This is a genomic window from Variovorax palleresanus (assembly GCF_051144945.1).
Classification (GTDB): Bacteria; Pseudomonadota; Gammaproteobacteria; order Burkholderiales; family Burkholderiaceae_C; genus Variovorax; species Variovorax paradoxus_S.
Window position 1 is genome coordinate 232,715 of the sequence record NZ_JBJNVP010000001.1, and the last position, 16,165, is coordinate 248,879.

The 16,165-nt window shown below is 67.7% G+C and carries 11 protein-coding genes; 5 read left to right on the top strand and 6 right to left on the bottom strand.

Annotated features, from left to right (window positions below):
• Nucleotides 1-128 precede the first annotated feature (128 nt).
• Nucleotides 129-1,061, top strand: coding sequence for a LysR family transcriptional regulator (locus tag ACJ7Z0_RS01080; protein ID WP_434788273.1), 933 nt, complete (start codon nt 129-131; stop codon nt 1,059-1,061).
• A gap of 40 nt (nt 1,062-1,101) precedes the next feature.
• Here the strand turns inward: ACJ7Z0_RS01080 and ACJ7Z0_RS01085 are convergent, their stop codons facing one another.
• From ACJ7Z0_RS01085 to ACJ7Z0_RS01105, 5 genes are all read right to left on the bottom strand, one after another.
• A complete protein-coding gene (locus ACJ7Z0_RS01085) occupies nt 1,102-3,549 on the bottom strand; it encodes a PepSY domain-containing protein (RefSeq protein WP_434788274.1) in 2,448 nt (815 codons plus the stop codon).
• 13 nt (nt 3,550-3,562) lie between these two features.
• Entirely contained in the window at nt 3,563-5,677 is a 2,115-nt protein-coding gene (locus tag ACJ7Z0_RS01090) for a TonB-dependent siderophore receptor (protein ID WP_434788275.1), read from the bottom strand.
• A 210-nt stretch (nt 5,678-5,887) separates the two neighbouring features.
• Nucleotides 5,888-7,345 (bottom strand): sensor domain-containing diguanylate cyclase, encoded by a 1,458-nt coding sequence (locus ACJ7Z0_RS01095; RefSeq protein WP_434788276.1) that lies wholly within the window; start codon nt 7,343-7,345, stop codon nt 5,888-5,890.
• A 131-nt stretch (nt 7,346-7,476) separates the two neighbouring features.
• Nucleotides 7,477-8,295, bottom strand: coding sequence for a methyltransferase, TIGR04325 family (locus ACJ7Z0_RS01100; RefSeq protein ID WP_434788277.1), 819 nt, complete (start codon nt 8,293-8,295; stop codon nt 7,477-7,479).
• Nucleotides 8,296-8,527: 232 nt separating this feature from the next.
• Complete coding sequence (locus tag ACJ7Z0_RS01105) at nt 8,528-10,525, bottom strand: phosphatase PAP2 family protein (RefSeq protein ID WP_434788278.1); 1,998 nt, start codon at nt 10,523-10,525, stop codon at nt 8,528-8,530.
• A gap of 155 nt (nt 10,526-10,680) precedes the next feature.
• Here ACJ7Z0_RS01105 and ACJ7Z0_RS01110 point away from each other — a divergent pair, with 155 nt between their 5' ends.
• A complete protein-coding gene (locus tag ACJ7Z0_RS01110; protein ID WP_434788279.1) occupies nt 10,681-11,868 on the top strand; it encodes a hypothetical protein in 1,188 nt (395 codons plus the stop codon).
• 14 nt (nt 11,869-11,882) lie between these two features.
• Here the strand turns inward: ACJ7Z0_RS01110 and ACJ7Z0_RS01115 are convergent, their stop codons facing one another.
• Nucleotides 11,883-12,578, bottom strand: coding sequence for a GntR family transcriptional regulator (locus tag ACJ7Z0_RS01115; protein WP_431121604.1), 696 nt, complete (start codon nt 12,576-12,578; stop codon nt 11,883-11,885).
• An 87-nt stretch (nt 12,579-12,665) separates the two neighbouring features.
• Between ACJ7Z0_RS01115 and araD the strand changes: the two genes are divergently transcribed.
• From araD to ACJ7Z0_RS01130, 3 genes are read left to right on the top strand one after another with little or no spacing between them, the layout of a single operon-like run.
• Complete coding sequence (gene araD / locus ACJ7Z0_RS01120) at nt 12,666-14,393, top strand: L-arabinonate dehydratase (RefSeq protein WP_434788280.1); 1,728 nt, start codon at nt 12,666-12,668, stop codon at nt 14,391-14,393.
• 20 nt (nt 14,394-14,413) lie between these two features.
• Nucleotides 14,414-15,124 (top strand): ribonuclease activity regulator RraA, encoded by a 711-nt coding sequence (locus ACJ7Z0_RS01125; RefSeq protein WP_434788281.1) that lies wholly within the window; start codon nt 14,414-14,416, stop codon nt 15,122-15,124.
• Nucleotides 15,125-15,167: 43 nt separating this feature from the next.
• Entirely contained in the window at nt 15,168-16,163 is a 996-nt protein-coding gene (locus tag ACJ7Z0_RS01130) for a Bug family tripartite tricarboxylate transporter substrate binding protein (protein WP_434788282.1), read from the top strand.
• Nucleotides 16,164-16,165 lie beyond the last annotated feature (2 nt).

Consider the following 16,165-nt stretch of genomic DNA (forward strand, 5'->3'; position numbering starts at 1 on the left):
CGGGCCGAAGCCGACCCTGTGGTTGCGATGAAGGGACTCTAGACATCCGCGCCTCGCCGATAAACCGGCAAAGCCAATAATCACTGTTTGGGAATGCCGAACAATCCGGAAGCATCAGGAGCAGAGAGATGGACCGTTTCGATGCGATGCAGGCGTTTGCCCGCGTGGTGGAAGCAGGCAGCTTCACCAAGGCGGCCGAGACGCTTCACGTGAGCAAGACCACCGTGACGCAGCTGGTGCAGCAGCTCGAAGCGCGGCTGCGGGTCAAGCTGCTCAACCGCACCACGCGCAAGGTCAACGTCACGGCCGACGGCGCGGCCTACTACGAGCGCGTGGTGCGCCTGCTGGGCGACATGGACGATGCCGAGACCAGCCTGTCCGATGCGTCGGCGTTGCCCAGAGGGCGGCTGCGGGTGGATGTGCCCAGTCCGCTCGCGCGCCTGATCCTGGTGCCGGCCTTGCCGGCGTTCCACGCGCGCTACCCCGACATCCAGTTCGACATGGGCGTGAGCGATCGCATGGTGGACCTGATCGGCGAGAACGTGGATTGCGTGGTGCGCGGCGGCGAGCTCGCCGACCAGTCGCTGATGGCGCGCCGCGTGGGCGACCTGCAGCTGGGGGTCTACGCGGCGCCGAGCTATCTGCAGCGCGCCGGCTTGCCCTCGCACCCGCGGGAACTCGAGAACTCGCATCACCGCGTCGTGGGCTTCCACTGGCCGCGCACCGGCAAGGTCCTTCCGTACACCCTGCACCACCAGGGCGGCGAGAGCATCCAGGTGCAAGGCCGCTACGTGCTGGCGGTGGACGACGGCAATGCCTACCTCGCGGCCGGCCTGGCGGGCCTGGGCGTCCTCTGGCTGCCGGACTACATGTCGGATGCGCACGTGGCGCGCGGCGAGCTGGTGCCGCTGTTCGAAGGCTGGCGCCTCGATCCGATGCCCATCTACGTGGCGTTTCCGCCGAACCGGCATGTCAGCGCCAAGCTGCGCGTGTTCATCGATTGGGTCGCCGCACTGATGGCGCAACATGCGCCTGTCCAGCGCCCGGCCACGCAGCGGTGAAGAGGATCCGGCCTTCTACGGTCCGGAGCGCCGACCACGGTCAGTACACGTCGCGGCGATAGCGTCCTTGCGCAATCAGCGCGTCGAGCCCCGCGGCGCCCAGCACCTCGCTCAGTGCCGCATCCACGCCGGGCGCCAGGCCTTCGCGGCTGCCGCAGACATAGACTACGGCGCCATCGGCAATCCAGCGGCGGAGCTCGTCAGCCGCTTCGCGCAAGCCGTGCTGCACGTACCTGCGCTCGGGCTGATCGCGCGAGTAGACGAGGTCGGCGCGCGCCAGCATGCCGATGGCCCGCCACTGCGCGGCATCCGCGGCGCAGAAGGCATCGTGCGCGGCTTGGCGCTCGCCGAATACCAGCCAGTTGCGCGCATGGCCCCGCCGCACCCGTTCTCGCAGGTGCGAGCGCAGTCCCGCGTAACCAGAGCCGTTGCCGATGAAGATGCAGGGCAGATCCTCGTCCACCAGCGCGAAGGCCGGATTCGCGACCAGCCGCATCTGGACCGCATCGCCGATCTGCGCGCCGGCGGTCAGCCAGCCGGAGGCGAGACCCAAGCCGCCTTCGTGCCGCACCTGGCGCACCAGCAGCTGCACGCGGTCGTCCGCTGAGATCGAGGCCACCGAATAGCTGCGCGGCGCTGGCCGCGGGTGCTGGTGCGCATCGGCATCGGCGGCGGCGTGCGCGCCCTGCAACAGCACCTCGACCAGCGCACCCGGCTGCCACGCCGGCGCGCCCGCGCGATGCAGTTCGATCTCGAACAGCGGATGGCCCTGGCTGCCCGGATTGAGCAGCTGGCGGCGCACCAGCCGCCAGGATTCGAAGGGCCGCTCGGCAGACGAGGCCGCATGCGACGGCCATGCGGCGCGCACATCGAAGGCCTCGGCGATCGAGCGCTGCCAGCGGCCGATGGCTTCGGGATTGCCGTTGTCGACCTCGACCATCGGGAACAGCGCCTGCGCGCCCTGGTTGCGCAGGTCGCGATCGAGCGTGCGGCCGAAACCGCAGAAGGTGGCGTAGTGCCAGTCGCCGAGCGCGAGAACGCCGTAGTGAACGTGCTGCAACTGCGAACCCGCCTGCTGCGCGAACTTGCGCGCGAAGGCACGCGCGCTGTCGGGCGGGTCGCCATCGCCGGACGTGCTGACGACCCACAGCACCTTGCGGAAATGAAGCAGGGCATCGACGCTGAGTTCGGCCAGGGTCTTGACCACGATGCCGAGGCCCGCCGACTGCAGCGCGGCCGCGGTCTGCAGGGCGACGCGTTCGGCATGGCCGGTCTGCGTGGCGAAGGCGATCAGCACCTGCTCCGGGCCCTGCCCGGTGCCGCCGCGGGCAAGGCCCAGCTGCGCGCGCTCGGCGCGCAGCGCCTTCCGGGTTCGGCGGCGGCCGAGGTACAGCATCCAGCCGGTGATCGTGAACAGCGCCAGGCCCAGGCTGGCGAGCATCATCAGGATGCGGCCGGGAAGACCCCAGTAGGTGCCCATGTGCAGCGGATAGATGCTGTTCACGAGGCGGCCGGCCATGGGCTTGTCGGCATAGCGCTCGTGCTGCGTCGCTTCGCCCGTCGCCGCTTGCAGATAGAGCCGGTTGCGCGCGCGCTCGTGCTCGGGCGCTGCGCGCAGGTAGGTGGCTTCGACCTGCGAGGCATTGCGCGTGGGCAGGCGCAGCGTGACCTGGCTCCAGTCCTCCAGGGTCGTCTGCTGGAAGGAGCGCCACACGCGCTGCAGGTCGAGCCGCACCGGCGCGCCACCGGCGGCCGCGTCGGCGGGTCCGGCGCCCTGCATGCGCTGCATGCGAACGGCGCGCCCTTCACCGGCCGCATCGTCGATCACGGTGCGCACCGCGTCGAAGCCCCAGTAGAGCCCCGTGAAGCCGGAGACCAGGTAGGCGAGCAGCGCGACGGTCCCCGCGACTGCGTGCAGGTTCCACAGGAAGGCGCGGCCGCTGAGCGCAAAGTCGAGCCGCAGCCAGCTGCGCCACGCGAGCGGCCTCCGTGGCCAGCGCAGGTACAGGCCCGACAGCGCGAGCACCAGCAGGCCCGCGGCCAGCGTGCCCGTCACCGGCTTGCCGGTATCGCGCGGCAGCAGCAGCCAGCGGTGCAGGCTTTCGACGAACTCGAAGAAGGCTTCGGCGCGCGGCTCCGGCAGCAGGGCGCCGGTGTACGGGTCGAGCAAGCGCGTCTCGCCGCGCCGCTCGCCGGGCGGCGGCGTGAAGTTCACGCGCGCCGGCCGGCCTGGCTCGGCGAACAGCGAGATCGTTGCCACGCGCCGCCCCGGCTCCGCGGCCTGCAGCCGGTCCAGCAGCTCAGCTGGTGTCAGCGGCCGGGCGTCAGCCGCATGCGGCAGGCGATGCAGGGCCGGATCGATCAGGTCGGTGATCTCGGCGCGAAAGGACAACACCGCGCCGCTCAGTCCAATGACCAGCAACACCGATCCGGCCGTGATGCCGATGAACCAGTGGATCTGGAACCAGGCGCGTCGCAACAAAGCCATGACTTGCCCGTCCTCAGAGATCGATCTTGACGGTGGCCTTGATCGTGCGCGGAACGCCCACCGCCAGCCGTGTGCCCGCCGCCGACCAGTAGCGCTTGTCGCCGAGGTTGTCGACATTGATCTGCCACAGCGTCCGCTTGCCGAAGAGCTGCGTCACATAGCGCGCGCCGGCCGCGAAGATCGTGTAGCCGCCGATGAAGCCCTGATTCAGGTCGTCGATCGGCCGCTTGCCGGTGTAGTAGGCGCCGCCATTGACCGACAGGCCCGGCACCGCGGCGATGTCGTAGGAGAAGAAGGCGCTGGCCGTGTATTTGGCGGTGTTCTCCGGCATCTTGCCGTTGTACTGGGCGTTGATGCCGCGGAACTCGGCGTCCAGCGTCTGCGCCGAGAGCTGCCAGGCGAGCTGCCGCGTCAACTTGCCCTGCGCCGAGAGTTCCAGCCCGCGGTAGCGCTGGCGGCCGTCGGCCACGAAGGTGTTGGCGCTGTTGGTGTAGGCGCCCGGGCGTTCGATGTCGAACAGCGCGGTCGACAGCAGCGTGCCCGAGCCGGTGAGCCAGCGCAGCCCGGCTTCCTTCTGCTTGCTCACGCCAGGCGGCATGCGGTTGTTCTGGTTCGCGGTGCCGGCAGGCGCGACTTCGCCTTCCTCGACGCCTTCGGCATAGGAGACATAGGCCATGAGGTCGGGCGTGAACTTGTAGCTCAACGCGGCCAGCGGCGTGGTCTTCTTCACGTCGTAGTCGATCTTCGGCAGCGTCGAGCTCGCGAACTGCGTGCTCTCGAAGCGCGTATGCCGCACGCCCGCCACCAGCTGCCATTCCGGCGAAAAGCTGATGCGGTCGAGCGCGTACAGGCCCAGCTCCCGGCTGTCCTGCGCGCCGGTGGTGGGCTGCGTGAGCAGCGCGGTCAGCGGTAGATAGCCGATGGCGCGCGGAAAATACAGGTTCTGCGCCGTGGTGGCGCCGCCGTAGTTGCGCTGGAAGATCGGATCCTGGCTCTTGTCGCTCTGCGCGGCACCCAGCGTGAGCTCGTGCTGCACGCCACCGGTCGCGAAGGTGCCGAACAGTTCGGTGCGCAGCAGGTCGGAGCGCTGCTCCAGGTGCTGCACGTTCCCCGTGATGCGGCCTGCGCCGGTGCGCACGTTGTAGTTGCTGAAGGTGGCCAGGCGACGGTCGCGCTGGGCCTCCGAATGGCCGGCTTCCACCATCAGTGCCCAGTTGTCGCTGAGGGAGTAGTCGGCCCGCAGCTGCGCGGTTTTCACCTCGGCCTCGAACACCGCCGACGGCGGGCCGATGAGCTTGTGCGGATCGGGCAGGGCCGGCAGCGCGATCAGTCCGTTGACGGCCGCCAGGCGCGCAATGCCGGCCTGCTCGGTGATGCTCTTGCGGTAGTACTCCAGATCGGCCTTGAGCGTGAGCCTGCTGTTGACGCGCCAGTCGAAGGCGGCCGACAGGAACTTGCGGTTGCCGTCCACGCCGTCGATGGTCGAGCCGAGCTGCCCGCCCGCCGCGTTGATGCGAAGGCCGTACTGGTTCCGATCGCCAAACTGGCGGCCGAAGTCCACAAAGCCCTGCATCGTGCCCTGGTCGTCGAAGCTGGTGCCCACCGAAGTGACCGGCGTGCTGCCCGCGCGCTTGGTCACCAGGTTGATCACGCCGGCGGGCGAAGTAAAGCCGTAGTAGAGCGCCGAGGCACCCTTGAGCACCTCGACGCGCTCCTTGTTCTCCATCGGGATCTCGGACACGTTGGGAATCGCGAGCGAGCCATTGAGGCGGTAGTTGGTGCGGTTCTCCACGGCAATCCCGCGGATCACGAGCTGGTCGAAGGTATCGCCGCCGTTCTGCTGGCGCGTGACGCCCGCCGTGTTGCGCAGCACGTCGTAGATGCCGGTCGCGCCCTGCAGCTCGATGACCTCGCGCGTCACCGTGTTGACAGTGGCTGGCACCTCCATGATGCTGGCCCCGCGGAAGGTGCCGGCCTCGACGGTGTTGGCGACGAAGCCGCTGTCGCGGTCGGACCGGACGGTGACCGCGTCGAGCTCGCCGCCCACGGCAACGGTGGAGGAGGCGGCCTGCGCGCAGGCCAGCTGGGCCGCCAACGCGAGCGGCAGAAAGACAAAGAAATTGCGCATGGAATCGCCTGTCGACGGGGCTTGATCCCGGCGACGACATCTGAAAGAGAGCTGGAGAGCGGGCGATTGTAAGTCAAACGAATGAGAATTATTCGCATGACGGAGCGTTGCAGGCCGTTGTCGGCACGGTCGACGCCTGCCGCATCCGCGAAGCTCGGCCAGAACCCGTAGCGCCCGCGCGAGAGCGTGCCGAACGCTCCCCGCGCCTCCTCAGCGCCGCCGCTCGATCGCGCTCTCGCGGTAGTGGCGGGCTTTCTCTTCGTACATCGCGCGGTCCGCGCGCTGCAGCGCCGCGTCGAGCTGGTCGCCGACATCGCAGGTTGCCACGCCGATCGCAAGGTTCAGCACGTGTCCGCTCTGGCCCGCATAGAACTGGTTGTTCAGGTCGAGCATGGAGGCGATGCGGTCGCGTATCGCCTCGGCGCCGCGCTCGTCCGTCTTGGGCAGCACGACCGCAAACTCGTCGCCGCCGATGCGCGCGGGCCAGCCGGGCTCTTCGACCGCCTTGCTCAGCACCTCGCCCACGCGCCGCAGCAGCGCGTCGCCGGCGGCGTGTCCTTCCTCGTCGTTCACGGGCTTCAGGCCGTTCATGTCGATCACCAGCACCGACACGGGCCAGGGACCCTTGCGGGACAGCCGGTTGATTTCTTCCGAGAAGAAGACGCGATTGCGAAGTTGCGTCAGCACGTCGTGCTTGCCCAGGTACTCGAGGTAGGCCTCGGCCTTTTTCCTGGCCGTGATGTCGATCAGCGACACCAGCACGAGGTCCCAGGTGGCGAGCCGGTCTTCGAGCACGGCAAACTGCATGTGGATGTTCAGCAGGTCGCCCGTGAGCGCGTAGTTGACGACCTCACGCTGCTGCAGCATCTTGCCGTTCCAGAGGTCCTGCAGCTGCTCGGCAAAGGAGTCGTGCATCTCGTCGCGGAAGATGCCGGAGAGGTTGTCGAGCAGCTCGCTCTTGTCGGCCGCGCCGAACATCCGCAGGGTCTCCCGATTGACGTCGATCACGCGGATCTCCCGCATGCAGCGCGTGATGAACTCCGGGTGCACCTTGATGAAGGTCGCAAAATCGCTGATGCCCCGCTTGCGGATGTCGTCGAGCAGGAGCTTGACCCCGCTGAAGTCTTCCACCCACAGCGACACCGGCGAACGCTCGAACAGCTCGCGCGCGTAGCGCTCGCTCTCCAGGCGCAGCCGCTCGGCCCGCACGCGCTCGGTGATGTCGTCGAGCGACACCAGCACGCGATCCCACGAGGCCTCATGGCCGGGCAGCACCTGCACGCGCACGTGCACGTCCAGCCTGCGGCCGTCCAGCGCATAGTTGACCGTCTGGTTGTCGAAGCAGAGTTTTCCGCGCCAGAGCTGGTCCAGCTCGTAGATCACGGGCGCGGTCATGTCGTCGCGAAAGACGCTGTCGAGCCGCGACAGCAGGTCGGCCTGGCTTTGCGCGCCGAAGAGGGTGAGCGTGCTCTGGTTGACGCTCAGCACCCGCAGCTGCGCCATGCATTCGCGCACATGCCGCGGCTCGGCATTCAGGTGGGCCACCAGATCCACCACACCGGCGCTGCGCCACGACTCGAACAGCTGGCGCAGCCCGCTGTAGTCTTCGAGCCAGAGCGACATCGGCGCAAACTCGAACATCGATTCGTAGTCGGTGGTGGACGGCATGGATTTTTTCCTTTGCGCGAGGGGCTCGTGTCCGCAATGATGCACCCTCGGCGGAACGCGGCAATGCGCGGCCCATGCATTTCAGCGCCTGCTGGCGCGGTGCCGTGGCGGCGGCGTAACGCCGCGCGGATTCAGCTTGTGAAGTACAGGCCGCTATACACCGGCACACAATGATCGGGAAACCCGGGCAGGTCGATCGAACGCTCGGGCACCTGCCACTGCTCGCGCAGCGTGTAGCCCAGCGCCTGGACCTCCTTGACGAAGCGGCGGCGGTTGTAGACGTGCATCGGCGCGAAGCAGCCGGCGCCGATGTTCTGCGTCGTCACATAGTCCTCGCCGCCATAAAGCGGAACCTTGTTCAGGAGAATGTGCCGCGGACGCTGCCCGCACTGCTGGAGCAGCAGGGCGGGGCGCGCATTCTCGAGATAGTGCAGGGCGCCGGCAGAGATCCAGATGTCGTTGCCGGGCAGCGCCTGCGCGAGGTCGTCGGTAAAGCTCAATGCGCCGGCCTCGGCATCCGGCTTGCTGGCCATCTCGCGGCCGATGGTAGCGATCGCGGGCACTTCGACCACGCGCCAGGACAGGTCCTTCGGCATCTCGAAATAGCGGCGGTAGGCATAGAAATGGACGCCCACCGAGCCACCGATGTCGAGCACCTTGGTGGCGCCATCGCGGAACGCGCGTTCGAGCCACCACATCACCGGATAGTCGTAGGCAAAGATCTTCTTCGTGCGGACGTCCACGTACTCGGCCGCCAGGGCGGCGTGGTCGAATTCAGGACTGGGGGGCAGCGAACTCCGCGCCTCGGCAAAGCTCTTGAACAGGCCGAAGTAACCGGCGAAACCGGCCTCGGAAAAAAACCGCCGGCGCCGCCAGCGCTGCAGCGCCGGCCGGGCGACCGGCCCTTCCAGGATCTTCCGGACGATTTGCGGAGCACCGGAGTAAGCCATGTTGCGTCCCATCCTCTCGACGATCATCGCCTGCCGCGGTTCTGACGCGCGGTGGGCTGATTCGAAAAATGGCCGGCACGGTCTTCCCGAATGCCAGCCGGGAATGCCGTCAGCATACGATGAAAGTAGTAACAAAAGATAGTCTTTATGGCTGGGTGCGCGGAGCCATGCCGGTCAGTTTCCGGGCGCGATGAAGTCCGGATGGCGCGCGCAGCTCTGCTCCAGCGCCAGGTCAAGCATCGAAGCGCACGATGAGCTGCGTCCCCGTGTAGGTCGGCGTGACCTTGAAGCCCGGCGCATTGATGGCCGAGAAGCGGCCGGTCAGGGCGCCGCTGCTGATGACCGTGAGCGTGTCGCCCGCGCTGGGCACAAAACCGGGCTTGAAGCTCAGGTTCAGCGTTCCGTCCAGGGCAGCCACACCAGCCACGCTCAGGCGGCCCGCACCATTGCCGCCCAGATTCAATTGCAGCGTGGTGCCTGCCAGCTGCGTGTAGGCGCCCGCCATCATGAGCGTCGAAGGCGCGTTGCAGACCAGCGTGCCACCACCGACGTAGACATTGCCCTTGCCGAAGGCCGCGGTGGCGTCCGCCTGCAGCGTGCCTCCCGCGAGCTGCGTGCCGCCTGCGTAGCTGTTGCTGCCGCCGAGCGCGAGCGTGCCGCTGCCCTTCTTGGTGAGCTTGCCGGCGCCGGAGATGTTGTTGCGCCAGCTGTCCAGCGCATGGAAGCCACCGAGGCTGGCGTCCATGGTCACGACCACGTCGCCGTTGAAGACGCCGTAGCCGTCGGCTGCGTCGAACAGGTTGAGCCGGCCCCAGCCTTCGGGGTCGTCCATCACCGGGTAGCCCGAAGGCACCGCCGTGGTCTTGAGCACCACGCGGCGCTGCGTGGCGTCGAGATACGGCAGGCGCGTTTCGAGCAGCACTTCGGCGCCCTTGGGCACCACGGCCGGCCTGGTCGCATCGGCCACCTGCTTGAAGCCGAAGGTCAGGCGGCGCAGGTAGTCGGCCTTGCTCGCGGCATGGTCGGCAAAGCGGTCGGCCGCAACGCCCTGCGAATGGGCAAAGCTGTTGAAGGCGGCGGCATCGCTCGCACCCACGGCGGCCATCAGCACGGACTGCGCCTGCGCATAGGCCGCGCTCTTGCGCGCGACGTTGGCCCCGGTGGCCAGGCTCGCGGCCGCCGCGGCCTGGCCCTGCACGCGCCCGCCGACCACATCCAGCGGCGAATGCATGCCCGACAGGATGCGGTTCTCACCGAGCTCGAGACCGCGTGCCACCATCTCCTGAAACCGCTGCGGCACCACGTAGCCGAACGCGATGGCCTTGCGCACGGCCTCGGCCGTGTGGCCGCTCACGAAGCCGCCGTCGGTAGGGGGCGTGCTGCTCTTGGCGGGCTCCAGCGCAGGCACCACCTTCACGCTGCTGCTCCAGCGCCATGGGCGCGCGTACTTGTAATAGCGCTTGGCGGGTTCGGTGGAGGCGTTCTCGCCGATGTTGTTGAGCAGGTCCACCACGGTGCCGAAGCTGGGGTTGGCAGCGCCGGGCACGCCGATGTCGCTGCCGGTGTCGTTGTAGAGCTTGGTGGTGGCGTCGGCGGCGATGCCGGTGATGGTGGTGCTCTGCTGCGTGGCGGCGCGCCAGGCGCTGGTGAGCGGGCCCATGCCGTCGCTGATGCTGTAGCCCTTGCCCCGGCGGTCGTCCAGATAGGCGGCCAGTTCTTGCGCACTGGTGCGCGCGTTGGTGGCGTCGACGACGTACTGGATGTTGCTGTTCAGTACCCCGGCGTTGAGGATCTTGCCGTCGGTGGCGTCGCCCGGAATGCCGCTCCACGTGGATGGGACGATGGCCGGAAAGCTGCCCTGTGCCGGCGCCGATACGCCCGCGTCGACCAGCAGCGTGCTGGGCTGCCAGAGGTCGAGGAAGCCGACCAGCACGCGCACGCCGGCATTGGTTTCCTTGGTCGCGTAGCGCGCATCGCCGCGCTGGTTGGTCGCGATGTTGTCGACGAAAGGCGGCGTGGCGACCGGGTCGGGCACGGGGGCGGTGTCGGTGAAGCCCAGGTCTTGCGGCGGACCGGCCACGACAACGGCGGGCGGGTTCGTGGTGGCCGGTGGCGTACCGACGATGGGGAACGAGGCGCCGCCGTCACCGCCACCACCGCATGCCGAAAGGCAGAGGGCCGCGACGAGGGTGATGGCGAAGGTGCGGTTGAAGGACGGGAGGGACGACATGGTGAAGTGGAGGGAGAGATTGTGAAAACGCAAGCGGAACGATCGTCCGACACGGCCCCGCGCAATCTATCCACGCAACAAGTCGTTTTTATTAATAATCGTTTGCTGCGCTGCAATCACTCCCCTTGGCGCGCCTCCATCCGTTGCCCCGTACCATGAGCTTCATCGTCCAGATCTTCGATCGCATTACCGCCACCGACGTGCGCAGTGCCCTGGCTGCATGCAACCGCGATCAACCGGTCAGCCCCCGGGTGGCTGCCATGTTCGAGCAATTCCTGCGTGAGGTGCAGTGCCATTTCCCGCTGGCGGCCCGTGCCAACGGCGTGGACCAACCCCTGATCTGGACCGAAGGCCTGCCGCTGGGGCCCGTGGAAAGTTCTCCGCTCAATCTGGGCGTGGAGGTGGATGCACTGGACGACACCGTGCTCTCCACCCTGGGCCATGTGGCGGCCGATGCCGGGCTGCAGATGCTGGAGCCGCAGGGCGGGGCACTGTACCGGCTGGACCGGCAGGTGATCTTCGACGATGGCAGCGCCGAGCCCTTTGCCGAACGGACGCCCCGGGCCGAGCCGCGCGCGGTGGCCGCTGCGAGCTTCGATACGACGAAGACGCCCCATTCGCTGGATGTGCTGTGCGGCGCGCTGATGGAAAAGCTGGGGCCTTTGGGCTTCGAGGCCCAGCCCCATCCCCACTGGGAGCACGTGCGGCTGGTGCAACGCACCTACGGGCCCACGGTGCAGGCGTTCTGCATCCAGGTTCAGCCCGAGCATGACCGCCAGTACGTGCATTTCATGGTGCGCTGGTGGTTGCCCGCCGTCCGCGAGGCCTGGCTGGAGCGGCTCGACGAGATCGGCGGCCCCGAGCTGCGCGACCGCATCCGGCCCCTGTTCATGCCGGAGCATGAGCGCATGCTCGGCCACTTCCATGGACGGCGCGATCCGCGGCTGGCCGACGACACGCTGCGCAGCGAGGGCGACTTGCAGGCGTATGCCCAGGCCCTGGCCGTCTGGTGCGCCGAGCAGGGCATGTACTTTCAGAATGCACCCAGGAACATGGCGGAACTGGGAAAGATCATGCTGTCGGTCGACCATTTGAGCAACGTGCTCAAGGCTGGCGAGAGCGGAGTGCATGGCTCGTTCTACCTGCCCCAGCAGATGGGCCTGCTGGTGCTGGCGTTGACCTGCAAGACGCCGCTGCGCGAAGTGTGGCTGGAGACCTTGCGCCACCGCCAGCGCGTGACCCAGCATGTGCAGTGGAAGCACGTCACGGGCGGTGACGGCAACGCGCTGTTCGAGGGCATCCTGGCCAGCCTGACCGAACGGCCGCCTGCCCTTGGAGGCTGACGCGGCGCCGTCGGTCAGTTTCCGGGCGCGATGAAGTCCGGATGGCGCGCGCAGATTTCCGGCAGCGAACTCAGCGTGCCCGAGAGGTGTTCGCGCAGCGCCTTCTGCGCCGCGGCGCCGTCGCGCTTTGCAATGGCGCGCACGATGGCGCGGTGGTCACGCAGGATCGCCTCGGTCTTGCCCGCCGTGGGCAGGTGCAGGCGCCGCAGGCGGTCCACATGGCCCGAGACGCGGCTCACCAGGTCCCAGAGGCTCGGCACATTCGCGGCTTCGTACATGAGGTGATGAAACTTGCGGTCGGCACCGACGAACTCGCCGTACTGCCGCGCCGCTGCCAGCGTGGCCTGCAGAGCGACCTGTGCTTCGAGCTGCGCGACCAACCCGGGCGGGGCCTCCTCGGCCAGCTGGTGCACGATCTCCAGCTCGATGGAGCGGCGCAGGAAGTGCGCCTGCCGTGCCGCATCGATGTCGATGCGGCTGACCAGGGTGGCGTGCTGGGGAAACACGTCCACCAGGCCTTCTTCGCTGAGGCGCAGCAAGGCCTCGCGCACCGGCGTCTGGCTCACGCCGAAGCGGTCGGCCAGCTCTTGCCGCACCAGCACCGTGCCGGGCACAAGGTCGAGGGAGAGGATGGCATCGCGCAGTTTTTCGAGCACTTGCGGTGCGGCCAGGCGGGTGCGGTCGAGTCGGATCCGGGGGAGGGCAGTCATTCGCTGGAATTCTCGCTTTGACGCAGTGATATATTAGTGTTTTAATGTAGTGGATCTCACACGAAGACTCGTTTTTTTCAGCCCTCGATGCCACGCTCCTACGACACCCTGCGCAGTGCCCGCTGGTTCGCGCCCGACGACTTTCGCTCCTTCGGCCACCGCTCGCGGGTGATGCAGATGGGCTACGCGCCAACCGACTGGGTGGGCAAGCCCATCATCGCCATCGTGAACACGTGGAGCGACGCCAACCAGTGCCATTCGCACTTCAAGCAGCGCGTCGACGACGTCAAGCGCGGCATCTTTCAGGCGGGCGGTTTTCCGCTCGAGCTGCCGGCCATCTCGCTGTCCGAAAGCATGGTCAAGCCGACGACCATGCTCTACCGCAACTTCCTGGCCATGGAAACCGAGGAGCTGCTGCGCAGCCACCCGGTTGACGGCGCGGTGCTGATGGGCGGCTGCGACAAGACCACGCCGGGCCTCACGATGGGCGCGCTGAGCATGGGCCTGCCGTTCATCTACCTGCCGGCCGGGCCGATGCTGCGCGGCAACTGGCGGGGGAAGGTGCTGGGCTCGGGCTCCGACGCCTTCAAGTACTGGGACCAACGCCGCGCCGGCCAGCTCAGCGACCAGGCCTGGCAGGAGATGGAGGCTGGCATTGCGCGCAGCCATGGCACCTGCATGACCATGGGCACCGCGGCCACCATGATGGGCATTGCCGAGGCCGTGGGCTTCACGCTGCCGGGCGCCTCGAGCATTCCCGCGGCCGATGCCAACCACGTGCGCATGAGCGCCGAATGCGGCCGCCGCATCGTCGAGATGGTGTGGGAAGACCTGACGCCCGCCAAGATGCTCACGCGCGACAACTTCGAGAACGGCATCGCCTGCGCGATGGCGATGGGATGCAGCACCAACGCCATCGTGCACCTGATCGCCATGTCGCGCCGCGCCGGCCATCCGGTCACGCTGGACGACTTCGATGCCGCGAGCCGCTGCGTGCCGGTGGTCGCCAACATCCGGCCGAGCGGCGACACCTACCTAATGGAAGACTTCTTCTATGCGGGCGGCCTGCCCGCGATGCTGGAGCGCATCCGCGGCCACCTGAAGACCGAGGCGCGCACGGTCAACGGCCGCACCATCGGGCAGAACATCGAGGGCGCCGAAGTCTTCAACGACGACGTCATCCGCCCGCTTGCCAACCCCATCTATGCCGAAGGCGCGCTGGCCGTGCTGCGCGGCAACCTCGCACCCGACGGCGTGGTGATCAAGCCCAGCGCCTGCGCGCCGCACCTCTTGCAGCACACCGGGCGCGCGCTGGTGTTCGACGACTACCCCAGCCTGAAAAGGGCGGTGGACGATCCCGAACTCGACGTGACCGGCGACGACATCCTGGTGCTGCGCAACGCCGGCCCGCGCGGTGCCGGCATGCCCGAGTGGGGCATGCTGCCGATCCCGACCAAGCTCTTGAAGCAGGGCGTGAAGGACATGCTGCGCCTGTCGGATGCGCGCATGAGCGGCACCAGCTACGGCGGCTGCCTGCTGCACTGCTCGCCCGAGTCGGCCGTGGGTGGCCCGCTGGCACTGGTCCAAACGGGTGACCGCATCCGCGTCGACGTGCCAGAGCGGCTCATTCACCTGGAGGTGAGCGACGAGGAGGTGGCGCGCCGCAAGGCCGCATGGACGCCGCCCGCACCGCGCTACGAGCGCGGCTACGGCTGGATGTTCGGCCGCCACATCCTGCAGGCCAACGAGGGCTGCGACTTCGACTTTCTTGAAACCACCTTCGGCCGGCCCGTGCCGGAGCCGGACATCTTTTGAAGACCTGAACGGAGACCCATGTGAATCCCCAGACCCGCGAGAAGCTGATGAAAGTCAGCACCGCCACCCTGTGCACGGCGCTGTTCAAGCGCGGCCTGCGCAACCAGTTCATCCAGAACGTGCATCCGCTCAATCCGGCGCTGCCCAACATGGTCGGCGAGGCCTTCACGCTGCGCTACATGCCCGCGCGCGAAGACCTGAACCCGATCACCGTGTTCAACGACTGCAACCATCCGCAGCGCCAGGCGGTGGAGCAATGCCCCGTGGGCGCGGTGCTGCTGATGGACAGCCGCAAGGACGCGCGCGCCGCATCGGCCGGCGGCATTCTGGTGAGCCGGCTCATGAAACGCGGCGTGGCCGGCGTGGTCACCGACGGCGGCTTTCGCGACAGCCCCGACATCGCGAAGCTCGGCTTCCCCGCATACCACCAGCGCCCGAGCGCGCCGACCAACCTGACCTTGCACCAGGCCATCGACATCAACGTGCCCATCGGCTGCGGCGACGTGGCCGTGTGGCCCGGCGACGCGGTGGTGGGCGATGCCGAGGGCGTCATCGTGATTCCGGCGGACATCGCCGACGAGATCGCGGCCGAGGCCACCGAGATGACCGTGTTCGAAGACTTCGTGCAGGAGAAGGTGCTCGAAGGCCGCTCCATCCTCGGCCTCTATCCGCCGACCGAAGAGCAAAGCCGCACCGAGTTCGCGGCCTGGCGGCAGGCCCACGGCCGCTGACGGCCTGCCTTTTCAACAAACATCGACAAAGAGAGACAAGACCATGCCCTTCATCCAGCGCGCCGCGCGACTGCTGTTCGCCGCATCCGCTTCCGTCTTCGCACTTGCACCTGCCGCAGCGCTGGCGCAGGCCGAATGGCCCGCCGCCAAGACCATCACCTACGTCGTGCCCTTCACGGCTGGCGGCTCGACCGACATCGTCGGCCGCATCCTGGCCAACAAGCTGCAGGAGAGCCTTCACCAGTCGGTGGTGGTGGACAACAAGCCAGGGCAGGCCGGCGGCATCGGCGCGGCCTACGTGGCCAAGGCCGCGCCCGACGGCTACACACTCTTTGGCGGCACCATCAGCACGCACGCCATCAACGCCAGCCTCTACAAGAAGCTGCCCTACGACCCGATGAAGGACTTCGAGCCCGTGTCGCTGGTCGGGCGGCTGCCCAATGTGCTGATCGTCAACAGCCAGCTCGGCGTGAACTCGGTGGCCGAGCTGATCACGCTCCTGAAGAAGGACGAATCCAAACGCACCTTCGCGTCGTCAGGCGCCGGCACCTCGACGCATCTGGCGGGCGAAATGTTCGCCGACATGATCGGCGTGAAGCTCACGCATGTGCCGTACAAGGGCACACCGCCCGCCATGACCGATGTCGCGTCGGGCCTCGTGCCCTTCATGTTCGACCAGGTGACCGCCGCGCTGCCTCTCGTCAAGAGCGGCAAGCTCAAGCTCCTGGCCGTGACCACCGGCAAGCGCATTGCGCTGGTGCCCGAGTTGCCGACCATGATCGAATCCGGCGTGCCCGGTTTCGAGATGTCGTCATGGCAGGCCGTCTATGCGCCCAAGGGCACGCCCAAGCCCATCATCCAGCGCCTGAATGCCGAGATCGTGAAAGCGCTCAAGCAGCCCGACGTGCAGGCCAAGCTCTCCGGCCAACTGGCGATGGACATCGCCGCCAGCACGCCCGAAGAACTGCGCGACCACATGGCCCGCGAAATTCCGCGCTGGGCCGAGCTGGTGAAGAAGTCGGGCGCGACCGCGGATTGACG